Annotated in this window: 17 protein-coding genes and 1 tRNA gene; 15 read left to right on the forward strand and 3 right to left on the reverse strand. The window is 33.7% G+C overall.

The genetic code is table 11. The annotated features are described in order from the left end of the window. Positions 1 to 232 precede the first annotated feature (232 nt). Positions 233 to 1,933 (reverse strand): lysine--tRNA ligase, encoded by a 1,701-nt coding sequence (gene lysS, locus ACSV4D_RS02105; protein WP_439226946.1) that lies wholly within the window; start codon positions 1,931 to 1,933, stop codon positions 233 to 235. 409 nt (positions 1,934 to 2,342) lie between these two features. Here lysS and ACSV4D_RS02110 point away from each other — a divergent pair, with 409 nt between their 5' ends. The 5 genes from ACSV4D_RS02110 (at position 2,343) to ACSV4D_RS02130 (ending at position 6,363) form a co-directional block, all read left to right on the forward strand. Then, positions 2,343 to 3,128, forward strand: a complete 786-nt coding sequence (locus tag ACSV4D_RS02110) for a DUF5677 domain-containing protein (protein ID WP_439226947.1) — start codon at positions 2,343 to 2,345, stop codon at positions 3,126 to 3,128. Between the two features lie 159 nt (positions 3,129 to 3,287). Next, a complete protein-coding gene (locus ACSV4D_RS02115) occupies positions 3,288 to 4,043 on the forward strand; it encodes a hypothetical protein (RefSeq protein WP_439226948.1) in 756 nt (251 codons plus the stop codon). 217 nt (positions 4,044 to 4,260) lie between these two features. Beyond that, positions 4,261 to 4,965 carry a lipoyl(octanoyl) transferase LipB gene (lipB, locus tag ACSV4D_RS02120; protein WP_439226949.1) on the forward strand — a complete coding sequence of 235 codons (705 nt, stop codon included), beginning with the start codon at positions 4,261 to 4,263 and terminating at the stop codon, positions 4,963 to 4,965. Between the two features lie 17 nt (positions 4,966 to 4,982). After that, positions 4,983 to 5,558, forward strand: a complete 576-nt coding sequence (locus ACSV4D_RS02125) for a Crp/Fnr family transcriptional regulator (RefSeq protein WP_439226950.1) — start codon at positions 4,983 to 4,985, stop codon at positions 5,556 to 5,558. A gap of 64 nt (positions 5,559 to 5,622) precedes the next feature. Beyond that, the gene (locus tag ACSV4D_RS02130) at positions 5,623 to 6,363 is read left to right on the forward strand and encodes an SDR family oxidoreductase (protein WP_439226951.1); all 741 of its coding nucleotides are present in this window, start codon (positions 5,623 to 5,625) and stop codon (positions 6,361 to 6,363) included. A 1-nt stretch (position 6,364) separates the two neighbouring features. Here ACSV4D_RS02130 and ACSV4D_RS02135 read toward each other — a convergent pair whose 3' ends face one another. Beyond that, on the reverse strand, positions 6,365 to 7,024 hold the full coding sequence (locus tag ACSV4D_RS02135; RefSeq protein ID WP_439226952.1) for a ribonuclease HII: 660 nt from the start codon (positions 7,022 to 7,024) through the stop codon (positions 6,365 to 6,367). A 172-nt stretch (positions 7,025 to 7,196) separates the two neighbouring features. Here ACSV4D_RS02135 and ACSV4D_RS02140 point away from each other — a divergent pair, with 172 nt between their 5' ends. The 4 genes from ACSV4D_RS02140 (at position 7,197) to ACSV4D_RS02155 (ending at position 11,265) form a co-directional block, all read left to right on the forward strand. Further along, positions 7,197 to 9,143: a putative porin gene (locus ACSV4D_RS02140; RefSeq protein ID WP_439226953.1), complete on the forward strand. Its 1,947-nt coding sequence runs from the start codon at positions 7,197 to 7,199 to the stop codon at positions 9,141 to 9,143. 10 nt (positions 9,144 to 9,153) lie between these two features. Then, the gene (locus ACSV4D_RS02145; RefSeq protein WP_408081180.1) at positions 9,154 to 9,636 is read left to right on the forward strand and encodes a 3'-5' exonuclease; all 483 of its coding nucleotides are present in this window, start codon (positions 9,154 to 9,156) and stop codon (positions 9,634 to 9,636) included. A 71-nt stretch (positions 9,637 to 9,707) separates the two neighbouring features. After that, a complete protein-coding gene (locus ACSV4D_RS02150; RefSeq protein ID WP_439226954.1) occupies positions 9,708 to 10,979 on the forward strand; it encodes a DUF2851 family protein in 1,272 nt (423 codons plus the stop codon). A gap of 58 nt (positions 10,980 to 11,037) precedes the next feature. Beyond that, entirely contained in the window at positions 11,038 to 11,265 is a 228-nt protein-coding gene (locus ACSV4D_RS02155; protein WP_408081182.1) for a PspC domain-containing protein, read from the forward strand. A 49-nt stretch (positions 11,266 to 11,314) separates the two neighbouring features. On the opposite strand, the gene ACSV4D_RS02160 is transcribed toward ACSV4D_RS02155, so the two are convergent. Then, a complete protein-coding gene (locus ACSV4D_RS02160) occupies positions 11,315 to 12,961 on the reverse strand; it encodes an amino acid permease (protein WP_439226955.1) in 1,647 nt (548 codons plus the stop codon). Positions 12,962 to 13,098: 137 nt separating this feature from the next. Here ACSV4D_RS02160 and ACSV4D_RS02165 point away from each other — a divergent pair, with 137 nt between their 5' ends. From ACSV4D_RS02165 to ACSV4D_RS02190, 6 genes are all read left to right on the forward strand, one after another. Further along, on the forward strand, positions 13,099 to 13,989 hold the full coding sequence (locus ACSV4D_RS02165) for a ComEA family DNA-binding protein (protein ID WP_439226956.1): 891 nt from the start codon (positions 13,099 to 13,101) through the stop codon (positions 13,987 to 13,989). 15 nt (positions 13,990 to 14,004) lie between these two features. Then, a complete protein-coding gene (locus tag ACSV4D_RS02170; RefSeq protein WP_408081197.1) occupies positions 14,005 to 15,147 on the forward strand; it encodes an acyl-CoA dehydrogenase family protein in 1,143 nt (380 codons plus the stop codon). A gap of 229 nt (positions 15,148 to 15,376) precedes the next feature. Next, positions 15,377 to 15,571: a 30S ribosomal protein S21 gene (gene rpsU / locus ACSV4D_RS02175; protein ID WP_035659878.1), complete on the forward strand. Its 195-nt coding sequence runs from the start codon at positions 15,377 to 15,379 to the stop codon at positions 15,569 to 15,571. 72 nt (positions 15,572 to 15,643) lie between these two features. Beyond that, positions 15,644 to 16,552 (forward strand): tyrosine-type recombinase/integrase, encoded by a 909-nt coding sequence (locus tag ACSV4D_RS02180; RefSeq protein ID WP_439226957.1) that lies wholly within the window; start codon positions 15,644 to 15,646, stop codon positions 16,550 to 16,552. A gap of 18 nt (positions 16,553 to 16,570) precedes the next feature. Then, positions 16,571 to 16,873 (forward strand): ribosome hibernation-promoting factor, HPF/YfiA family, encoded by a 303-nt coding sequence (gene hpf, locus ACSV4D_RS02185; protein WP_408081187.1) that lies wholly within the window; start codon positions 16,571 to 16,573, stop codon positions 16,871 to 16,873. Between the two features lie 91 nt (positions 16,874 to 16,964). Beyond that, a tRNA-Thr gene (locus tag ACSV4D_RS02190) sits at positions 16,965 to 17,038 on the forward strand. Position 17,039: the final 1 nt, after the last annotated feature.

Consider the following 17,039-nt stretch of genomic DNA (forward strand, 5'->3'; position numbering starts at 1 on the left):
TTCGAACCCTTAAACTTTGAGTCACTCATTCGACATTTTGTAATAAAAATTGTGCTCACGCGATCAAAGTTTTAGACACGCCGTTTTTTATTTTTTCCATAAGCTTTAAGTTATTAAAGTAACATGTTATACAGTCATACAAAATGCATAAACTCAATTTTACGTACAAACTAATGTCATAACCTGTTATCAATGTTATTATCCAACAGATTAAATGAATATCTTTAATATATTAACCTACGAATTCCACCATTTTACTTTCTCCATCCACAGCTACTTTAGTCAAACCGTGTTTCGATAAGTTTTTCATAGACGCATCCCATTTTTTACCGCTTAAATTAGCAGCAATTTTAAGTTGAGTTAAATCCATTTTATCTTCATTTTTTTTCAATAAATCTAAAATAAATTTTTCCTCTTCAGTCAATTCTACAGTGATTTTTTTCTCAGGACGCATTTGCGGGAACAATAATACTTCCTGAATAGAAGCATTATTAGTCAGGAACATCATCAAACGATCCATTCCAATTCCTAAACCAGATGTTGGAGGCATTCCGTATTCTAAAGCTCTTAAGAAATCTTCATCAATGATTCCGTTAGCTTCGTCATCACCTTTTGCAGCCAGACGCATTTGGTCTTCAAAACGCTCTCTTTGATCAATTGGGTCATTTAATTCAGAATAAGCATTGGCAACTTCTTTTCCACAAACCATTAATTCAAAACGTTCTGTCAGTTCCGGATTGTCGCGGTGCTCTTTACACAATGGAGACATTTCTTTTGGATAATCGGTAATGAATGTTGGCTGGATATAATTTCCTTCGCATTTCGCTCCAAAAATTTCATCAATCAGTTTTCCTTTACCCATCGTTTCATCCACTTCAATTCCCATGCCTTTAGCGGCTTCGTATAATTCGGCTTCGCTTTTTCCTGAAATGTCAAAACCGGTAAAATGTTTAATGGAATCCGTCATCGTCACACGGGCAAAAGGCGCTTTGAAACTAATTTGGTTTTCACCAAAAGTCACATCGCTCGTTCCATTTACACTAATCGCACAATGCTCCAATAAACGCTCCGTGAAATCCATCATCCAGTTGTAGTCTTTGTAGGCTACATATATTTCCATGGCAGTAAATTCCGGGTTGTGTGTTCTGTCCATTCCTTCATTACGGAAGTTTTTCGAAAACTCATAAACACCGTCAAATCCACCAACGATTAATCTTTTTAAATACAACTCATTCGCAATACGCATGTACAACGGAATATCCAATGAGTTGTGGTGTGTAATAAACGGACGCGCCGCAGCTCCACCGGGAATGGATTGTAAAACCGGAGTTTCCACTTCTAGGTAACCTGCATCATTAAAGAAACCACGCATTGCGTTGAACAATTTGGTTCTTTTAATAAACGTTTCTTTTACGTTTTGATTTACGGTTAAATCTACATAACGCATTCTATAACGCAATTCAGCATCATTAAAAGCATCGTGTACTTTACCGTCTTCATCTACTTTTGGTAATGGTAAAGGACGTAAGGTTTTGCTCAAAAAAGTAAATCCACTCACACGAATACATTTCGCACCCACCTGTGTCGTAAACAATTCGCCTTCAATTCCAATAAAATCACCTAAATCGGTCAGTTTTTTGAAAACCTGATTGTACAAGGTTTTATCGTCGCCTTCACACAAAATATCACGGTTCACGTACAATTGAATACGTCCTTCACTATCTTGTAATTCGGCAAAACAAGCTTTTCCCTGATCTCTCACGCTCATCAAACGCCCGGCAACAATCACTTTCTTACCTTCTTTAAATGATTCCTTTATCTGTTTAGAAGTATGATTTACAGGAAAAAGATTAGCAGGATAAGGATTGATTCCCAAATTGCGTAAAGATTGAAGTTTTTCTCTTCGGATGATTTCTTGTTCTGATAATGCCATTATAGTCTGATTTTTAAGACCGCAAAGATAACAAATAGAATGCAGATTTCAGAATGCAGATTTTTAGAATTTTTAGGAGCTGAAAATCTCCTTTTTCAATGACGATTCCTCCCGCTATCCGTTACAATCTATTGTACCAAACACTGATACAGTAGGATTTCCACTACTATCGGGGCTAAATAATTTCTTTTCTTTTTTTTTAGAACGTTTTTTCTGCAAGGTTTTTGAAACTTTTAAGGAATCAGAAGAATATAATCTTCTGCTAAAATCTGCTAAATCTGCGTGCCAGATTTTAATTTTACGGACATAAAAGAAAGAAAAAACTGTGGTAATAGTTTTGTAAAAGCTTTAAAGTTATGTAAACTTGTGTATATTTATTTGTTACCTAGCTGACATTACCTCGAACCATATGGAAAACCTTAATTATAACAAAAATATTGCCTCATATGTTAAAAATTTAAATTTAGCAATTAAGATTTCTCAACTAGGTTCTTCAAGGTTATCTGACGGAAATAAAATGACTTGGACATGTGTTTTACATGTAAGATTGTGCGTAATGGGTTCAAGTCTTAGGAAAATTGCTCCAAAATTTTATAATCCAAAAAAGTTATTGATTGAATGGGATTATTCATCAATGTTTACTTTAACTAGAAATATTATGGAATGTTATCAAACATTATTTTATTTATGTAGCCAAGAAGTTTCAGAGGATGAAAAAAATGCAAGAAAAAGACTTTTTGACTTACATGATTTTTATTCAAGAAAAAAGATGTTTTCATTCACAGATGATAAAATTGAAAATATTGAAATAGAACAAAACCTAAAAAGTGAATTAGCTAACACTGAATATTTTAAGAAGCTTGATGAAAAACGACAAAAGTATTTTTTAAAAGGGGATAATGCCTTTTTTATCAGTCGAGAAAATATTGAAGAACAAATGGGAGAAGATAAAAATGAATTCAAATTATTATATAAATTATTTTCAAGTAACACTCACTCTTTTCCGATGGGATTTTATCGAATGCTAGAAGGTGAAAGAGGTAATGGTGTGGCTACAGATGTTGAAGTTAATTATAGTGCTCTAGCATTAGAAGTTTCTGAATATTATATTAAAAAGTCTTCAAACGATATGATTGCACTATTTCCTGATATTAAAACTAAACTAAATTTAAAAGAAAAGAAAATATTAGAATAGTTTCTCAGCTAAAATGAACTGTGTAAAAAAATACTAATACGAGCTTATCTCGTGCCAATAACTTAAGCCGATAAATCGGCATAAGTTATTTGCTTGTAGAAACAATGGTTATTCCAAAATTCAAAACATACTTCTATATTTGGCAAAAAAACAAATCACATGAAATTATACCAATTACTTAGCATTTCGTTATTATTAGTAGGGCTAACAAGCTGCAACTTCACCGAAAACATCGATGTACAACCTGATGGTTCCGGAAAATTTTCTTTAGAAATGGATGGTGCCGGATTGATGGCGATGGCGGGAGATAAGCTAGGAGAACAGTTTGGAGCAAAAAATAATGCTAAAGCAATAGATTCCACTTTTTCATTCAAAGAAATTTTTGAAGCGAAAAAAGACAGTATCGCTAAGTTGTCAGCCGAACAACAAGCGGCTCTGAAAAAGTTGGAAAATTTTGTGATGAATATCAAAATGAATCCTGAAGCCCAACAATTATTGTTCTCGATGAATACGCCATTTAAAAGTGTCAACGAATTAGGTGGCTTGATGGAAAGTATGTCGGCTATGAAAGATTTAAAGGGGAAATCAGATAAGAATAGTAATCCTGCTGCGATCATGAGCGGTATGAATAATGCCCAATTGTCTTTTAATTATGACGGGAAAAATTTTAGCCGTAAAGCTGTCGTTGATAAAAATGCCATCAATAAAATAGCAGCTGATTCAACCGGAATGACTAAAATGATTTTTGCTTCTTCCAAATACACTTTGAAATACCATTTCCCAAAAGCAGTAAAATCAGTTTCTAATCCGGATGCGCTATTTAGTGCTGATCGAAAAACCATCACGGTAGAATATCCTTTTACTGATTATTCTGAAAACCCGGAGAAACTGAACTTGAATGTGGTTTTTGAATAGATTTAAAAAAAATCACCGAAAATTCGCAAATTTTAATTTGAAATAATATTGAGTTCAAAGATTTAAAAAAATAAAATTTGCGAATTTGCGGTAAATTTTACTCATGTATTTATTTTGATGCTTTGTGGCTTCGTGGCAAAACCGAATAATTAATCGTATTTTTGCATTTCACAAATGAACGGACGAGAAAAGATTATCTCTCTCCTCACAATGACAGATGAACAAAAAAATCCAACTTCAAGATTTAGGGAACCGTGATTATAAATCAACCTGGGAATACCAGGAAGAATTATTCAAAGGAATTGTCGATTTAAAAATCCAAAACCGTAGGGAAGAAACCAATCTGCCTACGCCTAATTATTTTCTTTTTGTGGAGCATCCACATGTTTATACCTTAGGGAAAAGCGGAGATTTGGAAAATCTGCTGTTGTCCGAAAAACAATTGGAAGCCAAAGGCGCTGTTTTCTACAAAATCAATCGTGGCGGTGATATTACCTATCACGGACCGGGACAGATTGTAGGTTATCCTATTTTGGACCTGGAAAATTTCTTTACTGACATTCATAAATACCTGCGTTTTTTGGAGGAGGCTATAATTTTAACTTTGGCTGAATACGGAGTGGAATCGGGGAGAAGTGATGGCGAAACAGGAGTCTGGCTGGGTGTTGGAACACCATTTGCCAGAAAAATTTGTGCCATGGGTGTTCGTGCTTCCCGTTGGGTGACCATGCACGGATTTGCGTTAAATGTGAATGCCGATTTGGGATATTTTGACAATATTATTCCTTGCGGAATTCGTGGAAAAGCAGTGACCTCACTTAATGTAGAATTAGGTGTTGAAAAAGTAGATGAGGAAGAAGTTAAAGACAAAATTCTGAAACATTTTACTGTTTTATTTGAAAATCAATTTGTTCAGAAATAAAATTATTTTCTGCTATTATGAATGATTCAGTTATCAAAAACTCCTTGTTACCAAATAATTTTTCTGAGGAAAGATTTGCTGAATTATGCAAAATAGGGCAATTAAAGAATATTTCTAAAAATACTAATTTCATTTCGCAGGGAGAAGTGCCTAATAAGTTGGCATACGTTTTAAAAGGGCTTTTCCGGTATGTTTACATCCACGAAAACGGAAATGAATTTACTAAAAACATCATTTCAGAAAAGCAGTTTATAAGTTCTTATTCTGCAATGATTCAAAAAACGAATTCTTATTTTTATATTGAAGCATTGGAGGATTCGCAAATTTTAGAATTTAGTTATACCGATTGGATGCAATTGAGATTGGGCGACAGTTATTGGGATGTTTTTTTATTTAAAATACTGGAAAAAGCATTTTGTGCTAAGGAGAAGAGAGAAAGGGAACTGTTAATGCTGGATGCAAAAACCAGATACCTGAATTTTTTAGATGATTTCCCAGATTTAAATCATAGAATTCCGCAACATATCATAGCTTCTTATTTAGGAATTCAGCCCGAATCACTCAGCCGGATTCTGAAAAAGCATAAGACTTAACATAGGTCAATGTAGAAAATAAAAAACGATATTATTTTTATTCCATAATTTAAATTTGAATAATATGGAAATTTTTAATAGTACCGTTATAATTACAGGAGGAAGTTCGGGTATAGGTTTTGAAATATGTAAACGGCTTTTGCAAAAAGGAAATACTGTGATTACTTGTTCCGGATCGGCTGAAAAACTTGGTGAAGCAAAAAAACAACTTCCGGGTTTAATTACCTATCAATGTGATTTATCACAATTTGCAGAATGCGAAAAATTAGTAAAATGGACTGTATTAAATTTTCCGTCAGTAAATGTATTAATCAATAATGCTGCTACAGCTACAAGAAGTGATTTTATAAGTGATGCGACTATTATTGAAAAACTGGAAAAAGAAATTGCAGTAAATTTTAAAGCGCCTGTTTATCTCATAAAATCACTCTATCCTTTAATGGCTAAAAATAATCGGGCATTAATAGTGAATATTACTTCAGGTTTGGTGTATGTGCCCACTAAGAAATATACTTTTTACAATGCTACTAAATCAGCCTTGCATTCTTTTACACAGGTTTTAAGGCTACAGTTACAACAACAAAATGTAAAAATTACGGAAGTTTTATTTCCTGTAGTAGACACGCCCTGGCATAATGGAAAAGTACCTAAGGGTGCAATTTCAGCAGAGGATGCTGTTGATGAAATGCTAAGAGGAATTAAGGATGATAAAGCTGAGATTAGAATCTCTAAAGTCAAATTGCTTTATTTTTTAAATAGAATTGCTCCTGATTTTATGTTTAAGAAAATCAATTCGATGAGTTAATTTAAAATTCCAGGCTCAATTGTTCAGGCAATAACCTGAAACTCCTTCTGTGGTATTTCGTTGTGCCGTATTTTCTAATGGCTTCACGGTGTTCTTTGGTTGGGTAACCTTTGTTTTTTTTCCAGTTGTACATTGGAAATTCTTCGTGAATTTGGTTCATATACTCATCCCGATAAGTTTTTGCCAAAACAGATGCAGCGGCAATACTTAAATATTTAGCATCTCCTTTTATAATACTTTGATTCGGAATTGATTTTAATAAATCGATTTCTGCTGTTGTAAACTGTTTTCCGGTAGTGTTTTTAAGACCAAGTTTTGCATTTAAATTTCTGTTTCCATCTACAATAATGAATTGAGGTACCAGATTTAATTTTAAAATTGATTCCTGCATGCCTTTCATTGATGCATTCAGAATATTGATTTCGTCAATTTCATCAGGAAATAAATGAGTAACAGCAAAGCTCAGTGCCTGTTCTTCGATTACGGGACGTAAGTTCTCTCTCTGTTTTTCAGATAATTGTTTACTGTCATTTAATAATCTGTTTTCAAAATTCAGCGGCAGGATTATAGCAGCAGCAGTTACAGGACCAGCCAGACAACCACGACCCGCTTCATCGGTTCCTGCTTCAATAATCAGTGTAGAAAAATTAGGGGCAAGCATACAGAACTGTTTTGAACAGCAAAGATTATAAAATTTTTAATATAATTGTTCGTTATTCTAACATTTACAAAGAAAGAAGTGGCGAGGATGATGTTTTTTTATACGTTTTTATCGATTACCTTTGCTCCGTTATTATTTTGAAAAGAAACGCCCAATTATATATTTGTTCCGAATGAGAATTCTCTTTTTTTTATATTTTTTAATAGTACCTACGCTGTTGTTCTCTCAAAATGATTCAAGAGGAGAAGAACCTAAAAGATCTTTTTCGGACCGCTTAAAAGGAGCTAATGACAAGGATACAACCAAAGTAGCCACTATGGATATGTACCGTTTTATTACTTTAGAAAGGGATACTACTTATCTGGACACTTCGCTTACTATTGAGCGGGAATACAGTCATAATTATCTTCGCAGAGATCTTTTTGGTTTATTGGCTTTGCCAAATGAAGGGCAGGCTTATAATAAACTTCAATACAGTTTAACAGAAATATCTCCTTATCCTGAAATGGGTTTTAAGGCTAAACAATTTAATTTTCTGGAAGCAAACCAAATTAGATATAGCTCAGTTGCTACTCCTGTGACCGAATTGTATTTTAAATCAATTTTAGGAAAAGGACATTCGGTAGATTCGTTTTTTGCAGTAAACGTTTCTCCAAATCTTAATTTTTCTATAGCTTATAAAGGATTACGTTCTGAAGGAAAATATATAAATCAGTTAGTCAGTACCGGAAGTTTCAGGTTCACAACGAGTTATAATGATACCGGAAAACGTTATTTTCTGAATGCTCATTTTACAGGGCAGGATGCTTTACATGAAGAAAATGGAGGGATTACAACAATTGAGAACTTTGAAAGTGAAGATCCTGATTTTAAAAACAGACAGCGTTTGCAGGTGTATTTAACTGATGCAGAATCTTTTTTCAAAGCCAAACGTATTTTCGCTGATCATATTTTCAGAATCAATCCCACAGAAGGAAATAATAATCTATATGTGACACATCAGTTCAATTACGAAAATAAATTTTTTGAATACTATCAGCCTACCATACTTTCAGCTGTAGGTACACAGTCGGTAATCAGATTTGGTGATGCTATTGTAACGTCTGATCTTAAAGATCAGACTCATTATAATAAAATGTATAACAAAGCAGGTGTAGTGTATGAGAATTCCATACTGGGGAAGTTTCAGTTTTTTATAGATGATTTTCGCAGTAATTTTTATTACGGACGTATTTTAATACAGGATGACGGTGTAATTCCTGCCACTTTATCACGTCAGATAAATAGTGTAGGCGGGCAATACGAATATTGGAAAAACAAATGGCACGGAAAATTTTTGCTTTCAAGAGCCATTACAAATCAGTCTTTGTCTAATCTGGATGCTAAGTTAAATTATAATTTAAATGATGATTTTCAGTTTGTTTTTGGATACCAGAATTTAAATAAATTACCTAATGATAATTATAATTTGTTCCAAAGTAATTATGTGAATTATAACTGGTCAAACAATTTTAAGAATGAGAAAATCAATGTGATCAGTGGAGAAGCTGTTACACCTTGGTTTGATGCTTCACTGCAAATATCAGCTTTAACGGATTATCTGTATTTTGAAAATTCAGCTACTGATCCTTCACAACAGATTGTTACCCCTAATCAGTTTGGCGGGACAATTAAATACCTTTCTCTAAAACTGAGTAAGGAACTTACTTTTGGGAAATTTGCTTTGAACAATACGATATTGTATCAAAAAACAGATCAGCAGGAAGCTATTTTAAATGTGCCTGAAGTAGTAAGTCGTAATACTATTTATTTTACAAATTATTTCTTTGACAAAGCCTTGTTTCTTCAGGCTGGAATCACGTTGAATTATTTCACTAATTATTTCGCTAATGAATACAATCCGGTTATAGGTGAATTTTTTGTTCAGCAGGACAAGAAAATTGGAAATTACCCTAATCTTGACTTTTTTATTAATGCAAAAATTCAAAGAACCAGAATTTATTTAAAAGCAGAACATTTTAATGCCGGATATACCGGTAATAATTATTATGCAACACCTAATAATCCTTATAGAGATATGAGTATTCGTTTTGGTTTAATCTGGAATTTCTTTAATTAATTTCTTTTCCATGACCTTTACCGCTATCGATTTTGAAACCGCAACTGCCTTTCATCCCTGTTCAGTAGGAATCGTTACGGTTGAAAATGGTATTGTGGTTGATGAGTTTGTTACTTTAATTCAGCCTCCTGATAATTTATATTCAGCATTCACTATTCAGGTGCATGGTATTTATCCAAGCGATACTGCCCGCGCTAAAAATTTTCTGGAAGTGTTTCCTGAAATTCAAAAAAGACTTCAAAACAGGACCATAGTAGCGCATAATGAAAGTTTTGACCGGAATGTTTTGGCTAAATCTATGGCATATTACGGTTTAGATTATGCCACATTGAATATTGCTCCAAGGTGGGAATGCACAGTAAGGATATACAAGTCCAAAGGTTTAAAGCCTACTAAATTAAGTGATTGTTGCCGGGCAATGAATATTACATTAAATCATCATGAAGCCTTGTCCGATGCCAGAGCCTGTGCCCAACTGTATTTAATGCGATAGATTATTTTATTTCAAAAGTTTTTTGCGTAAGTTTTTTCATTAAATTAGATTTTTAATTTTAAATCTTTGCCATGAAAGAAGAATTTCTGCATTATTTATGGAAATATAAAAAATGGAATAGCTTTGATTTAAAAACCACCGGTGGTGATACAATTGTTATTACAAATGTTGGTCAGTATCTGGAGCAGGCAGGACCTGATTTTTTTAATGCGCAAATAACCGTCGCAAACCAAAAATGGGCCGGAAATGTAGAAATTCATCTTAAATCTTCCGATTGGTATGTGCATCATCATGAAAAAGATGCCGCTTATGATAACGTTATTCTGCATGTAGTCTGGGAACATGATACTGAAGTTTTCAGAAAAAATAATACCGAAATTCCTGTTTTAGAACTCAGGAACTACGTGGATAAAGAAATTTTAGATAATTACCAACAGCTGGTTGCCCCCAAAACATGGATTTTTTGCGAAAAGCAGTTAAAAGATTTTGATAATTTTGTTTTGAAAAACTGGCAGGAACGTTTGTTTTTTGAAAGATTGAAACGAAAATCAAAAGCGATCTATGATTTGTTACTGGAAACAAATAACGACTGGGAAGCTGTTTTGTTTTGTATGCTGGCCAAAAACTTCGGACTTAATACAAATGGTGAAGTTTTTCTGAAGATAGCCCGGTCAATTCCTTTTTCGATCATCAGGAAAGAAAGTTTTGAAGTTGAAAATCTCGAAGCACTTTTAATGGGAAAAGCCGGTTTGTTAGACTCCGATAAAGAAGATGCTTATTTCAGGGATTTAAAATTCAGATATTTTTATTTGTTGCATAAATATCAGTTGGATTCCGGTAACGAAGGAAATGTTCAGTTTTTTAAACATCGTCCGGATAATTTTCCAACTATCCGGCTTTCACAATTGGCTCATTTATACCATAAACAGCATAATTTATTTTCAAAAATTATAAACGTATATGCTGTAGAAGAAGTACATCAACTATTCCGTATATCAACTTCCTGTTATTGGGAAAATCATTATCAGTTTGACAAAGTAAGTCCGGTTAAAATAAAAAAAATGTCAAAATCATTTGTTGATTTATTACTGATTAATACCATTATTCCTTTGCAGTTTTCTTATGCTAAGAGTTTGGGGAAAGAAGTAACCGAAGACCTAATAGCGATGTTAGCTAAGGTCGCACCGGAAAAGAATGCCGTTATTGATAAGTTTACTTTTTTTGGCATAAAAGCAACTAATTGTTTTGAAACACAATCTTTGCTTCAGCTGAAGAATGAGTACTGTACTTTTGGTAAATGTCTGGATTGCGCAATAGGTACGGAATTGTTGAAGGATAGTTAGTTTGGGTATTTGAAATTATAATTAGTAAATTTACTCCATAATAAAAGAAATAAATAAAATGTCAGCAATTGTAAAACTTAAGTTTTTTTTCGAAAAATACGGATTTCAGGTTTCTTCACGTCTTGCTGATAAATTAGGAATGCGGGTTACTAACGTCCGCTTGTTTTTTATTTATATTTCGTTTGTTACGGTGGGTTTAGGATTTGGTGTTTATTTAACGCTGGCTTTTTGGATAAGGCTGAAAGATTTAATCCGTTCTAAACGAACCTCAGTGTTTGATTTATAATAAAAAAGGCATTCTGAATATTCAGAATGCCTTTTTTAATGTATCTTAACTATTGTGTTATTTTACTTTTTTTAAAGCTGTATCCATACACAAAAGCATGAATTATGGCAAATGCTAATGAGAAATAAAATAAATATACATCATTTAAAGTGGGATCACTGTGGTGTATAAAAGCAATAATAATGAGTATGATTACCATTCCTAGTCCTGATCCGGCAACCGTCTTCTGATTTTTTAAACTGAATTGTCCTTTATTTAATGCACTGTTTTTCATTCCGTAGAAAATGTACAAATCAAAACCTATCATCATCCAGACAATAAGCCTGATCCAGGTATCCAACGGTAGAAATACCATCATAAACAAACAAACGAACACACCGGCAATGGGTACGAAAGGAACAAATGGTGTTCGGAAGGCTCGGGGAGCTTCAGGCATTTTCTTACGCATAATCAACACGCCAAGGCAAACCAGTATAAAGGCAAATAAAGTACCAATACTTGTCATTTCGCCTACAACTCTTGCAGGTATGAAAGCAGCAAAAATGCCTACAATAACCATAAATAATAAGTTGTTTTTAGCCGGAGTTCTAAATTTATCATGAACATCTGAAAATATTTTTGGAATCAGACCATCTTTACTCATAGAGAAAAACACACGGCTTTGTCCCATTAAAAGAACAAGAATTACTGACGAATAACCTGCTAAAATAGCTAATAAAATAGCATTGTTCAGCCAAGGGTAAGCAGGAGTTATCATTCCATTTGCACCAACAGGTCCCATTGCTTCTACAGCAATTGCAACGGGTGCAATACCGTCTTTTCCAGCAAATGCCTGATAGTTTACTACACCGGTCATAACATGAGCAAATAATATGTAAAGGATGGTACAGATAGCTAATGATAATAAAATACCTATAGGCATATCTCTTTTTGGATTTTTGGCTTCTTGCGCAGCTGTTGAAACAGCATCAAAACCTATATAAGCAAAGAATACTATTGCGGCAGCCCTGATAATTCCTGAGAAACCAAATTCACCAAATTTTCCAGTATTTTCAGGAATGTAAGGAGTGTAATTTTCGGGTTTGATGTATTGCCATCCCACAGCAATAAAAGTCAGTACAACAGAAACTTTTAATAAAACAATAATATTATTTACAAAAGCCGATTCCCGCGTTCCGCGTATCAAAATTAATGACATGAGCATCACAATAAATACCGCCGGAAGATTGATAATGCCCCCTTCGAAAGGAGAAAGCATCAGATTATCATCAATATGGATACCAAATGTCCCGAGAAATTTACCTAAGTAGCGTGACCAGCTTATGGATACAGTTGCCGCTCCTACAGCATATTCTAATACTAAATCCCAACCAATTATCCATGCAATAAATTCTCCCATTGTTGCAAATGAATAAGTGTAGGCGCTACCGGCAACAGGAATCATTGAGGAAAATTCAGCATAACAAAGACCGGCAAAAATACAGCCAAAAGCGGCTATAAGGAAAGAAATACTTATTGCTGGGCCGGCATTTACAGAAGCTGCCAGACCTGTTATAGAAAATAATCCTGCACCAATAATAGCACCTACGCCTAGTGCAACAAGTCCTGAAGCGGTTAATGTCTTTTTTAGTCCTTTTTCAGAATCTTCGGCTTCGGCTAAAAGTTGGCTTAATGGTTTTCTTTTCCAGATAGACATGGTTTTGTTGTTTTAGGTTATAATATTTTCAAAAGTATAGTTTTTTATGAAAAAACAATAATTATGTTTTTAAATTAGATACAAATGGTTAAAATTATTTATACTTTTAGCTTCTGTCATATTGTATGAATGTAAGAATGGCTTTAAAAACGAATAATACTTATTTTCAGTTTTCAAAACAGCAACAAAAAGGAATTTTTAGTCTTTTCCTGATTATTGCTGTACTACAGCTTGTTCTTTTTTTTACTGATTTTAATCGGACTTCTGATATTGATTTGCAGCAACAAAAATGGCTCTCACTAAATTCTAAGATGGATTCCTTAAAATTTCAGCAAAAAAAACAGCTGGTTAAGGTCTATCCTTTTAATCCTAATTTTATTACTGATTATAAAGGGTATAAACTTGGGATGTCTGTAGTAGAAATCGATCGGTTGTTTGCTTTCAGAAAAAAAAATAAATATGTGAATTCTGCAGAAGAATTTCAGGCTGTAACAGGGGTTTCAGATTCTTTATTGCTGACTATGGCTCCTTATTTTAAATTTCCTGATTGGGTAAATAAAAAAAAGCTGTCGAAACCTGTGGTTTTTTTGAATACAGCTTCAGAACGTTTTCCGAAAAAAGCAAATATAGTTGTTAAGGATATTAATCAGGCTACTCAGGAAGATTTAATCCGGATTTATGGAATTGGAGAGGCGATTTCGCTCCGAATTTTAAAATTTAAAGAAAGTTTAGGAGGCTTTGTTTCTATGGAACAAATGAAGGATGTGTGGGGATTGTCACCGGAAGTGGTGGAGCAATTGAAAGCTAATTTTAAAGTTAGTGTACTTCCTGATTTGAAGAAAATAGATATTAATAACGCTTCAATAAAGGAATTAGCGCAGTTTCCTTATTTTAAATATAATTTGGCAAGGGAAATTGTTATTTACAGAAGCATGAACGGCGATATAAAAAATGCGGGTGATTTAACAAAAATTAAAGGAATGTCTAATGAAAATGCTAATATTATAGCCTTATATTTGGACTTTTAAAAAATAGCCATAATGATGCACTTTGATTACAGTGAAACACAAAGTATGATTGCTCAATCTATAAAAGATTTTGCTGAAAAAAATATAAGACCCTTTGTAATGGAATGGGATGAGAATCAGGTATTTCCGGTTCCTTTGTTTAAAAAATTAGGAGAGATGGGCTTCATGGGGGTTTTAGTTCCGGAAGCACTGGGAGGTTCCGGTTTAGGTTATCATGAGTATATTACTATCATAGAAGAAATTTCCAAAGTAGACCCTTCTGTAGGTTTGTCTGTTGCAGCACATAATTCATTGTGTACAAATCATATTTTAACTTTTGGTAATGAAGAACAAAAGAAAAAATGGCTTCCTAAATTGGCTACGGGAGAACATATTGGCGCCTGGGGGCTTACGGAGCATAATACGGGTTCAGATGCTGCCGGGATGAATACTACCGCAAAAAAAGATGGTGATTACTGGGTTGTCAACGGAGCTAAAAATTTTATCACTCATGCTATATCCGGAGATGTTGCTGTTGTAATTGTTCGTACCGGAGAAAAAGGAGATTCCAGGGGGATGACTGCTTTTGTATTTGAAAAAGGAATGGCTGGATTTTCTTCAGGGAAAAAAGAAAATAAATTAGGAATGCGTGCCAGTGAAACTGCAGAACTTATTTTTGATAATTGCCGAATTCCGGATGCTAACAGACTGGGCGAAGTAGGCGAAGGTTTTATTCAGGCAATGAAAATTCTGGATGGTGGACGGATTTCTATTGGTGCGTTGTCTCTGGGAATTGCAAAAGGAGCTTATGAAGCAGCTTTAAAATATTCAAAAGAAAGACATCAGTTCGGAAAAGCTATTGCTGAATTTCAGGGGATTTCATTTAAATTAGTTGATATGGCTACTGAAATCGAAGCTTCAGAATTGCTTTTACATAAAGCGGCTTTCCTGAAAGAGCAACATCGACCTGTGACAACTGCCGGTGCAATGGCTAAAATGTATGCTTCGGAAGTATGTGTAAAAGTAGCAAATGAAGCTGTACAGATTCATGGTGGTTACGGTTATACTAAGGATTATCCGGTGGAGAAATTTTATCGTGATTCGAAACTATGTACTATAGGGGAAGGGACTACCGAAATTCAGAAGGTGGTTATTTCTAGGAATTTGTTGAAAGGATAAGTTTTTGATATAGAATATAGAATATAGAATATAGAATATAGAATATAGAATATAGAATATAGAATATAGAATATAGAATATAGAATTGTGCTAAAAGGCTATATTATCTTTTTCTATTTTCTCTTTTAAAAGGTGTTCTGGTTTCTAAAAAAAATATTTAGAATTCATGGCTTATAATTCATAATTAATTTTTACTTTTGCAGCCTTAACGAGAGGAGGTGTCAAAATTATGTTAATTATACCAATTAAAGACGGAGAAAATATCGATAGAGCACTAAAGCGCTATAAAAGAAAATTTGATAAAACTGGAACAGTTCGTCAATTAAGAGCGCGTACAGCTTTCATTAAGCCGTCAGTTAAAAACAGAATGAAATTCCAAAAAGCGGCTTACATCCAAGGTTTGAAAGATAGCTTAGAGAGTTAGTAGTTTTCTTTTTGAAACAAATATACCGTTAGCAATCAGATTTTTTATAAATTTGATGCTAACGGTTTTTTTATGACTACAAATTTAGAAGCGTTTGCAGATTATCTTCAGAAAGAGAAGAAATATTCTCTTCATACGCTGTGTGCTTATGTGAAGGATGTTGCTGATTTTCAGGAATACAATGCTGTGAATTTTAATCAACAGGATATTGTTTCGGTTGAATATGTTCAAATTCGGTCCTGGATTGTGTTTTTGGTAGAGAATGGTTTGTCTGCTGTTTCTGTAAACAGAAAAATGGCTTCGTTAAAAGCTTTTTATAAATTCCTTTTAAAAATAAAACAGATAGAAGTAAATCCTTTATTGAAACACAGAGCTCTAAAAGTGTCCAGGAAAAATCAGATTCCTTTCTCTGAAAAAGAAGTGAAACTTGTTTTGGATGATTTTACTTTTGATAAAGATTTTGAAGGTGTCAGGGATAAGTTGCTGATTGAATTATTGTATTCTACAGGTGTGAGGAGGTCAGAATTGATTCATTTGAAGTTGGTTGCGGTTGATTTTTCTAATACTGTTATTAAAGTTTTGGGAAAAAGGAATAAGGAAAGAATTGTTCCGGTGTTGCCTGTTGTGCTGACTCAGATGCGCCTTTACCTTGAGTTAAGGGAAGGTTTAGAGGAGGTTAAAGATGGTGAGTATTTTTTTTTAACAAAAAAGGGGTTAAAATTGAGTGAATCTTTTGTGTATCGCTTAATAAATTCATACTTTAGTAAAGTCTCTAAAAAGGTAAAAAAGAGTCCTCATATGTTGAGGCATACTTTTGCGACTCATTTACTAAATCATGGAGCCGATTTAAATTCAGTTAAGGAGTTATTAGGACATTCTAGTTTAGCATCTACGCAGGTTTATACTCATAATAGTTTATCAGAGTTAAAAAAAGTGTATGTTGGGGCTCATCCTAGGGGGAGTGATAATTCTAAAGTTTAACCATAAAAATTTTTGATTATGAAGGTAAATGTTCATGCTGTTAACTTTGCTGTTGATGGAAAACTGGTTGATTTTGTTCAAGGGAGAATGGATAAATTAGAAAAATACTACGATAGGGTGGTTTCTTCTGATGTGTATTTGAAAGTCGAAAAGACGAGTGAAAAGGAAAATAAAATGGTAGAGGTAAAAATTAATGTGCCGGGAGATGATTTTTTGGTTAAAAAACAGTGTAAAACCTTTGAAGAAGCGGTAGAGTTGTCGGCGGAATCATTAGAGCGCTTACTGGTAAAAAGAAAAGAAAAAATAAGAACTCATATATAATTGAAATTTTTTTTAAAAAATGTTTTGATTGAGAGATAAAATCTATACATTTGCAGTCCGTTAGAAATAGCGGACTTTTTTTATTGAAAATGCCGATGTAGCTCAGCTGGCTAGAGCAGCTGATTTGTAATCAGCAGGTCGTGGGTTCGAGTCCCTCTATCGGCTC

This window comes from Flavobacterium sp. ARAG 55.4 (assembly GCF_051846875.1).
In the GTDB taxonomy this organism is placed as follows: domain Bacteria; phylum Bacteroidota; class Bacteroidia; order Flavobacteriales; family Flavobacteriaceae; genus Flavobacterium; species Flavobacterium plantiphilum.

Excerpts from the sequence above, each read along its gene's own strand:
- lysS (WP_439226946.1), bottom strand. The coding sequence starts at position 1,933 with ATGGCATTATCAGAACAAGAAATCATCCGAAGAGAAAAACTTCAATCT.
- ACSV4D_RS02110 (WP_439226947.1), top strand. The coding sequence starts at position 2,343 with ATGGAAAACCTTAATTATAACAAAAATATTGCCTCATATGTTAAAAAT.
- ACSV4D_RS02115 (WP_439226948.1), top strand. The coding sequence starts at position 3,288 with ATGAAATTATACCAATTACTTAGCATTTCGTTATTATTAGTAGGGCTA.
- lipB (WP_439226949.1), top strand. The coding sequence starts at position 4,261 with ATGAACAAAAAAATCCAACTTCAAGATTTAGGGAACCGTGATTATAAA.
- ACSV4D_RS02125 (WP_439226950.1), top strand. The coding sequence starts at position 4,983 with ATGAATGATTCAGTTATCAAAAACTCCTTGTTACCAAATAATTTTTCT.
- ACSV4D_RS02130 (WP_439226951.1), top strand. The coding sequence starts at position 5,623 with ATGGAAATTTTTAATAGTACCGTTATAATTACAGGAGGAAGTTCGGGT.
- ACSV4D_RS02135 (WP_439226952.1), bottom strand. The coding sequence starts at position 7,024 with ATGCTTGCCCCTAATTTTTCTACACTGATTATTGAAGCAGGAACCGAT.
- ACSV4D_RS02140 (WP_439226953.1), top strand. The coding sequence starts at position 7,197 with ATGAGAATTCTCTTTTTTTTATATTTTTTAATAGTACCTACGCTGTTG.
- ACSV4D_RS02145 (WP_408081180.1), top strand. The coding sequence starts at position 9,154 with ATGACCTTTACCGCTATCGATTTTGAAACCGCAACTGCCTTTCATCCC.
- ACSV4D_RS02150 (WP_439226954.1), top strand. The coding sequence starts at position 9,708 with ATGAAAGAAGAATTTCTGCATTATTTATGGAAATATAAAAAATGGAAT.
- ACSV4D_RS02155 (WP_408081182.1), top strand. The coding sequence starts at position 11,038 with ATGTCAGCAATTGTAAAACTTAAGTTTTTTTTCGAAAAATACGGATTT.
- ACSV4D_RS02160 (WP_439226955.1), bottom strand. The coding sequence starts at position 12,961 with ATGTCTATCTGGAAAAGAAAACCATTAAGCCAACTTTTAGCCGAAGCC.
- ACSV4D_RS02165 (WP_439226956.1), top strand. The coding sequence starts at position 13,099 with ATGGCTTTAAAAACGAATAATACTTATTTTCAGTTTTCAAAACAGCAA.
- ACSV4D_RS02170 (WP_408081197.1), top strand. The coding sequence starts at position 14,005 with ATGCACTTTGATTACAGTGAAACACAAAGTATGATTGCTCAATCTATA.
- rpsU (WP_035659878.1), top strand. The coding sequence starts at position 15,377 with ATGTTAATTATACCAATTAAAGACGGAGAAAATATCGATAGAGCACTA.
- ACSV4D_RS02180 (WP_439226957.1), top strand. The coding sequence starts at position 15,644 with ATGACTACAAATTTAGAAGCGTTTGCAGATTATCTTCAGAAAGAGAAG.
- hpf (WP_408081187.1), top strand. The coding sequence starts at position 16,571 with ATGAAGGTAAATGTTCATGCTGTTAACTTTGCTGTTGATGGAAAACTG.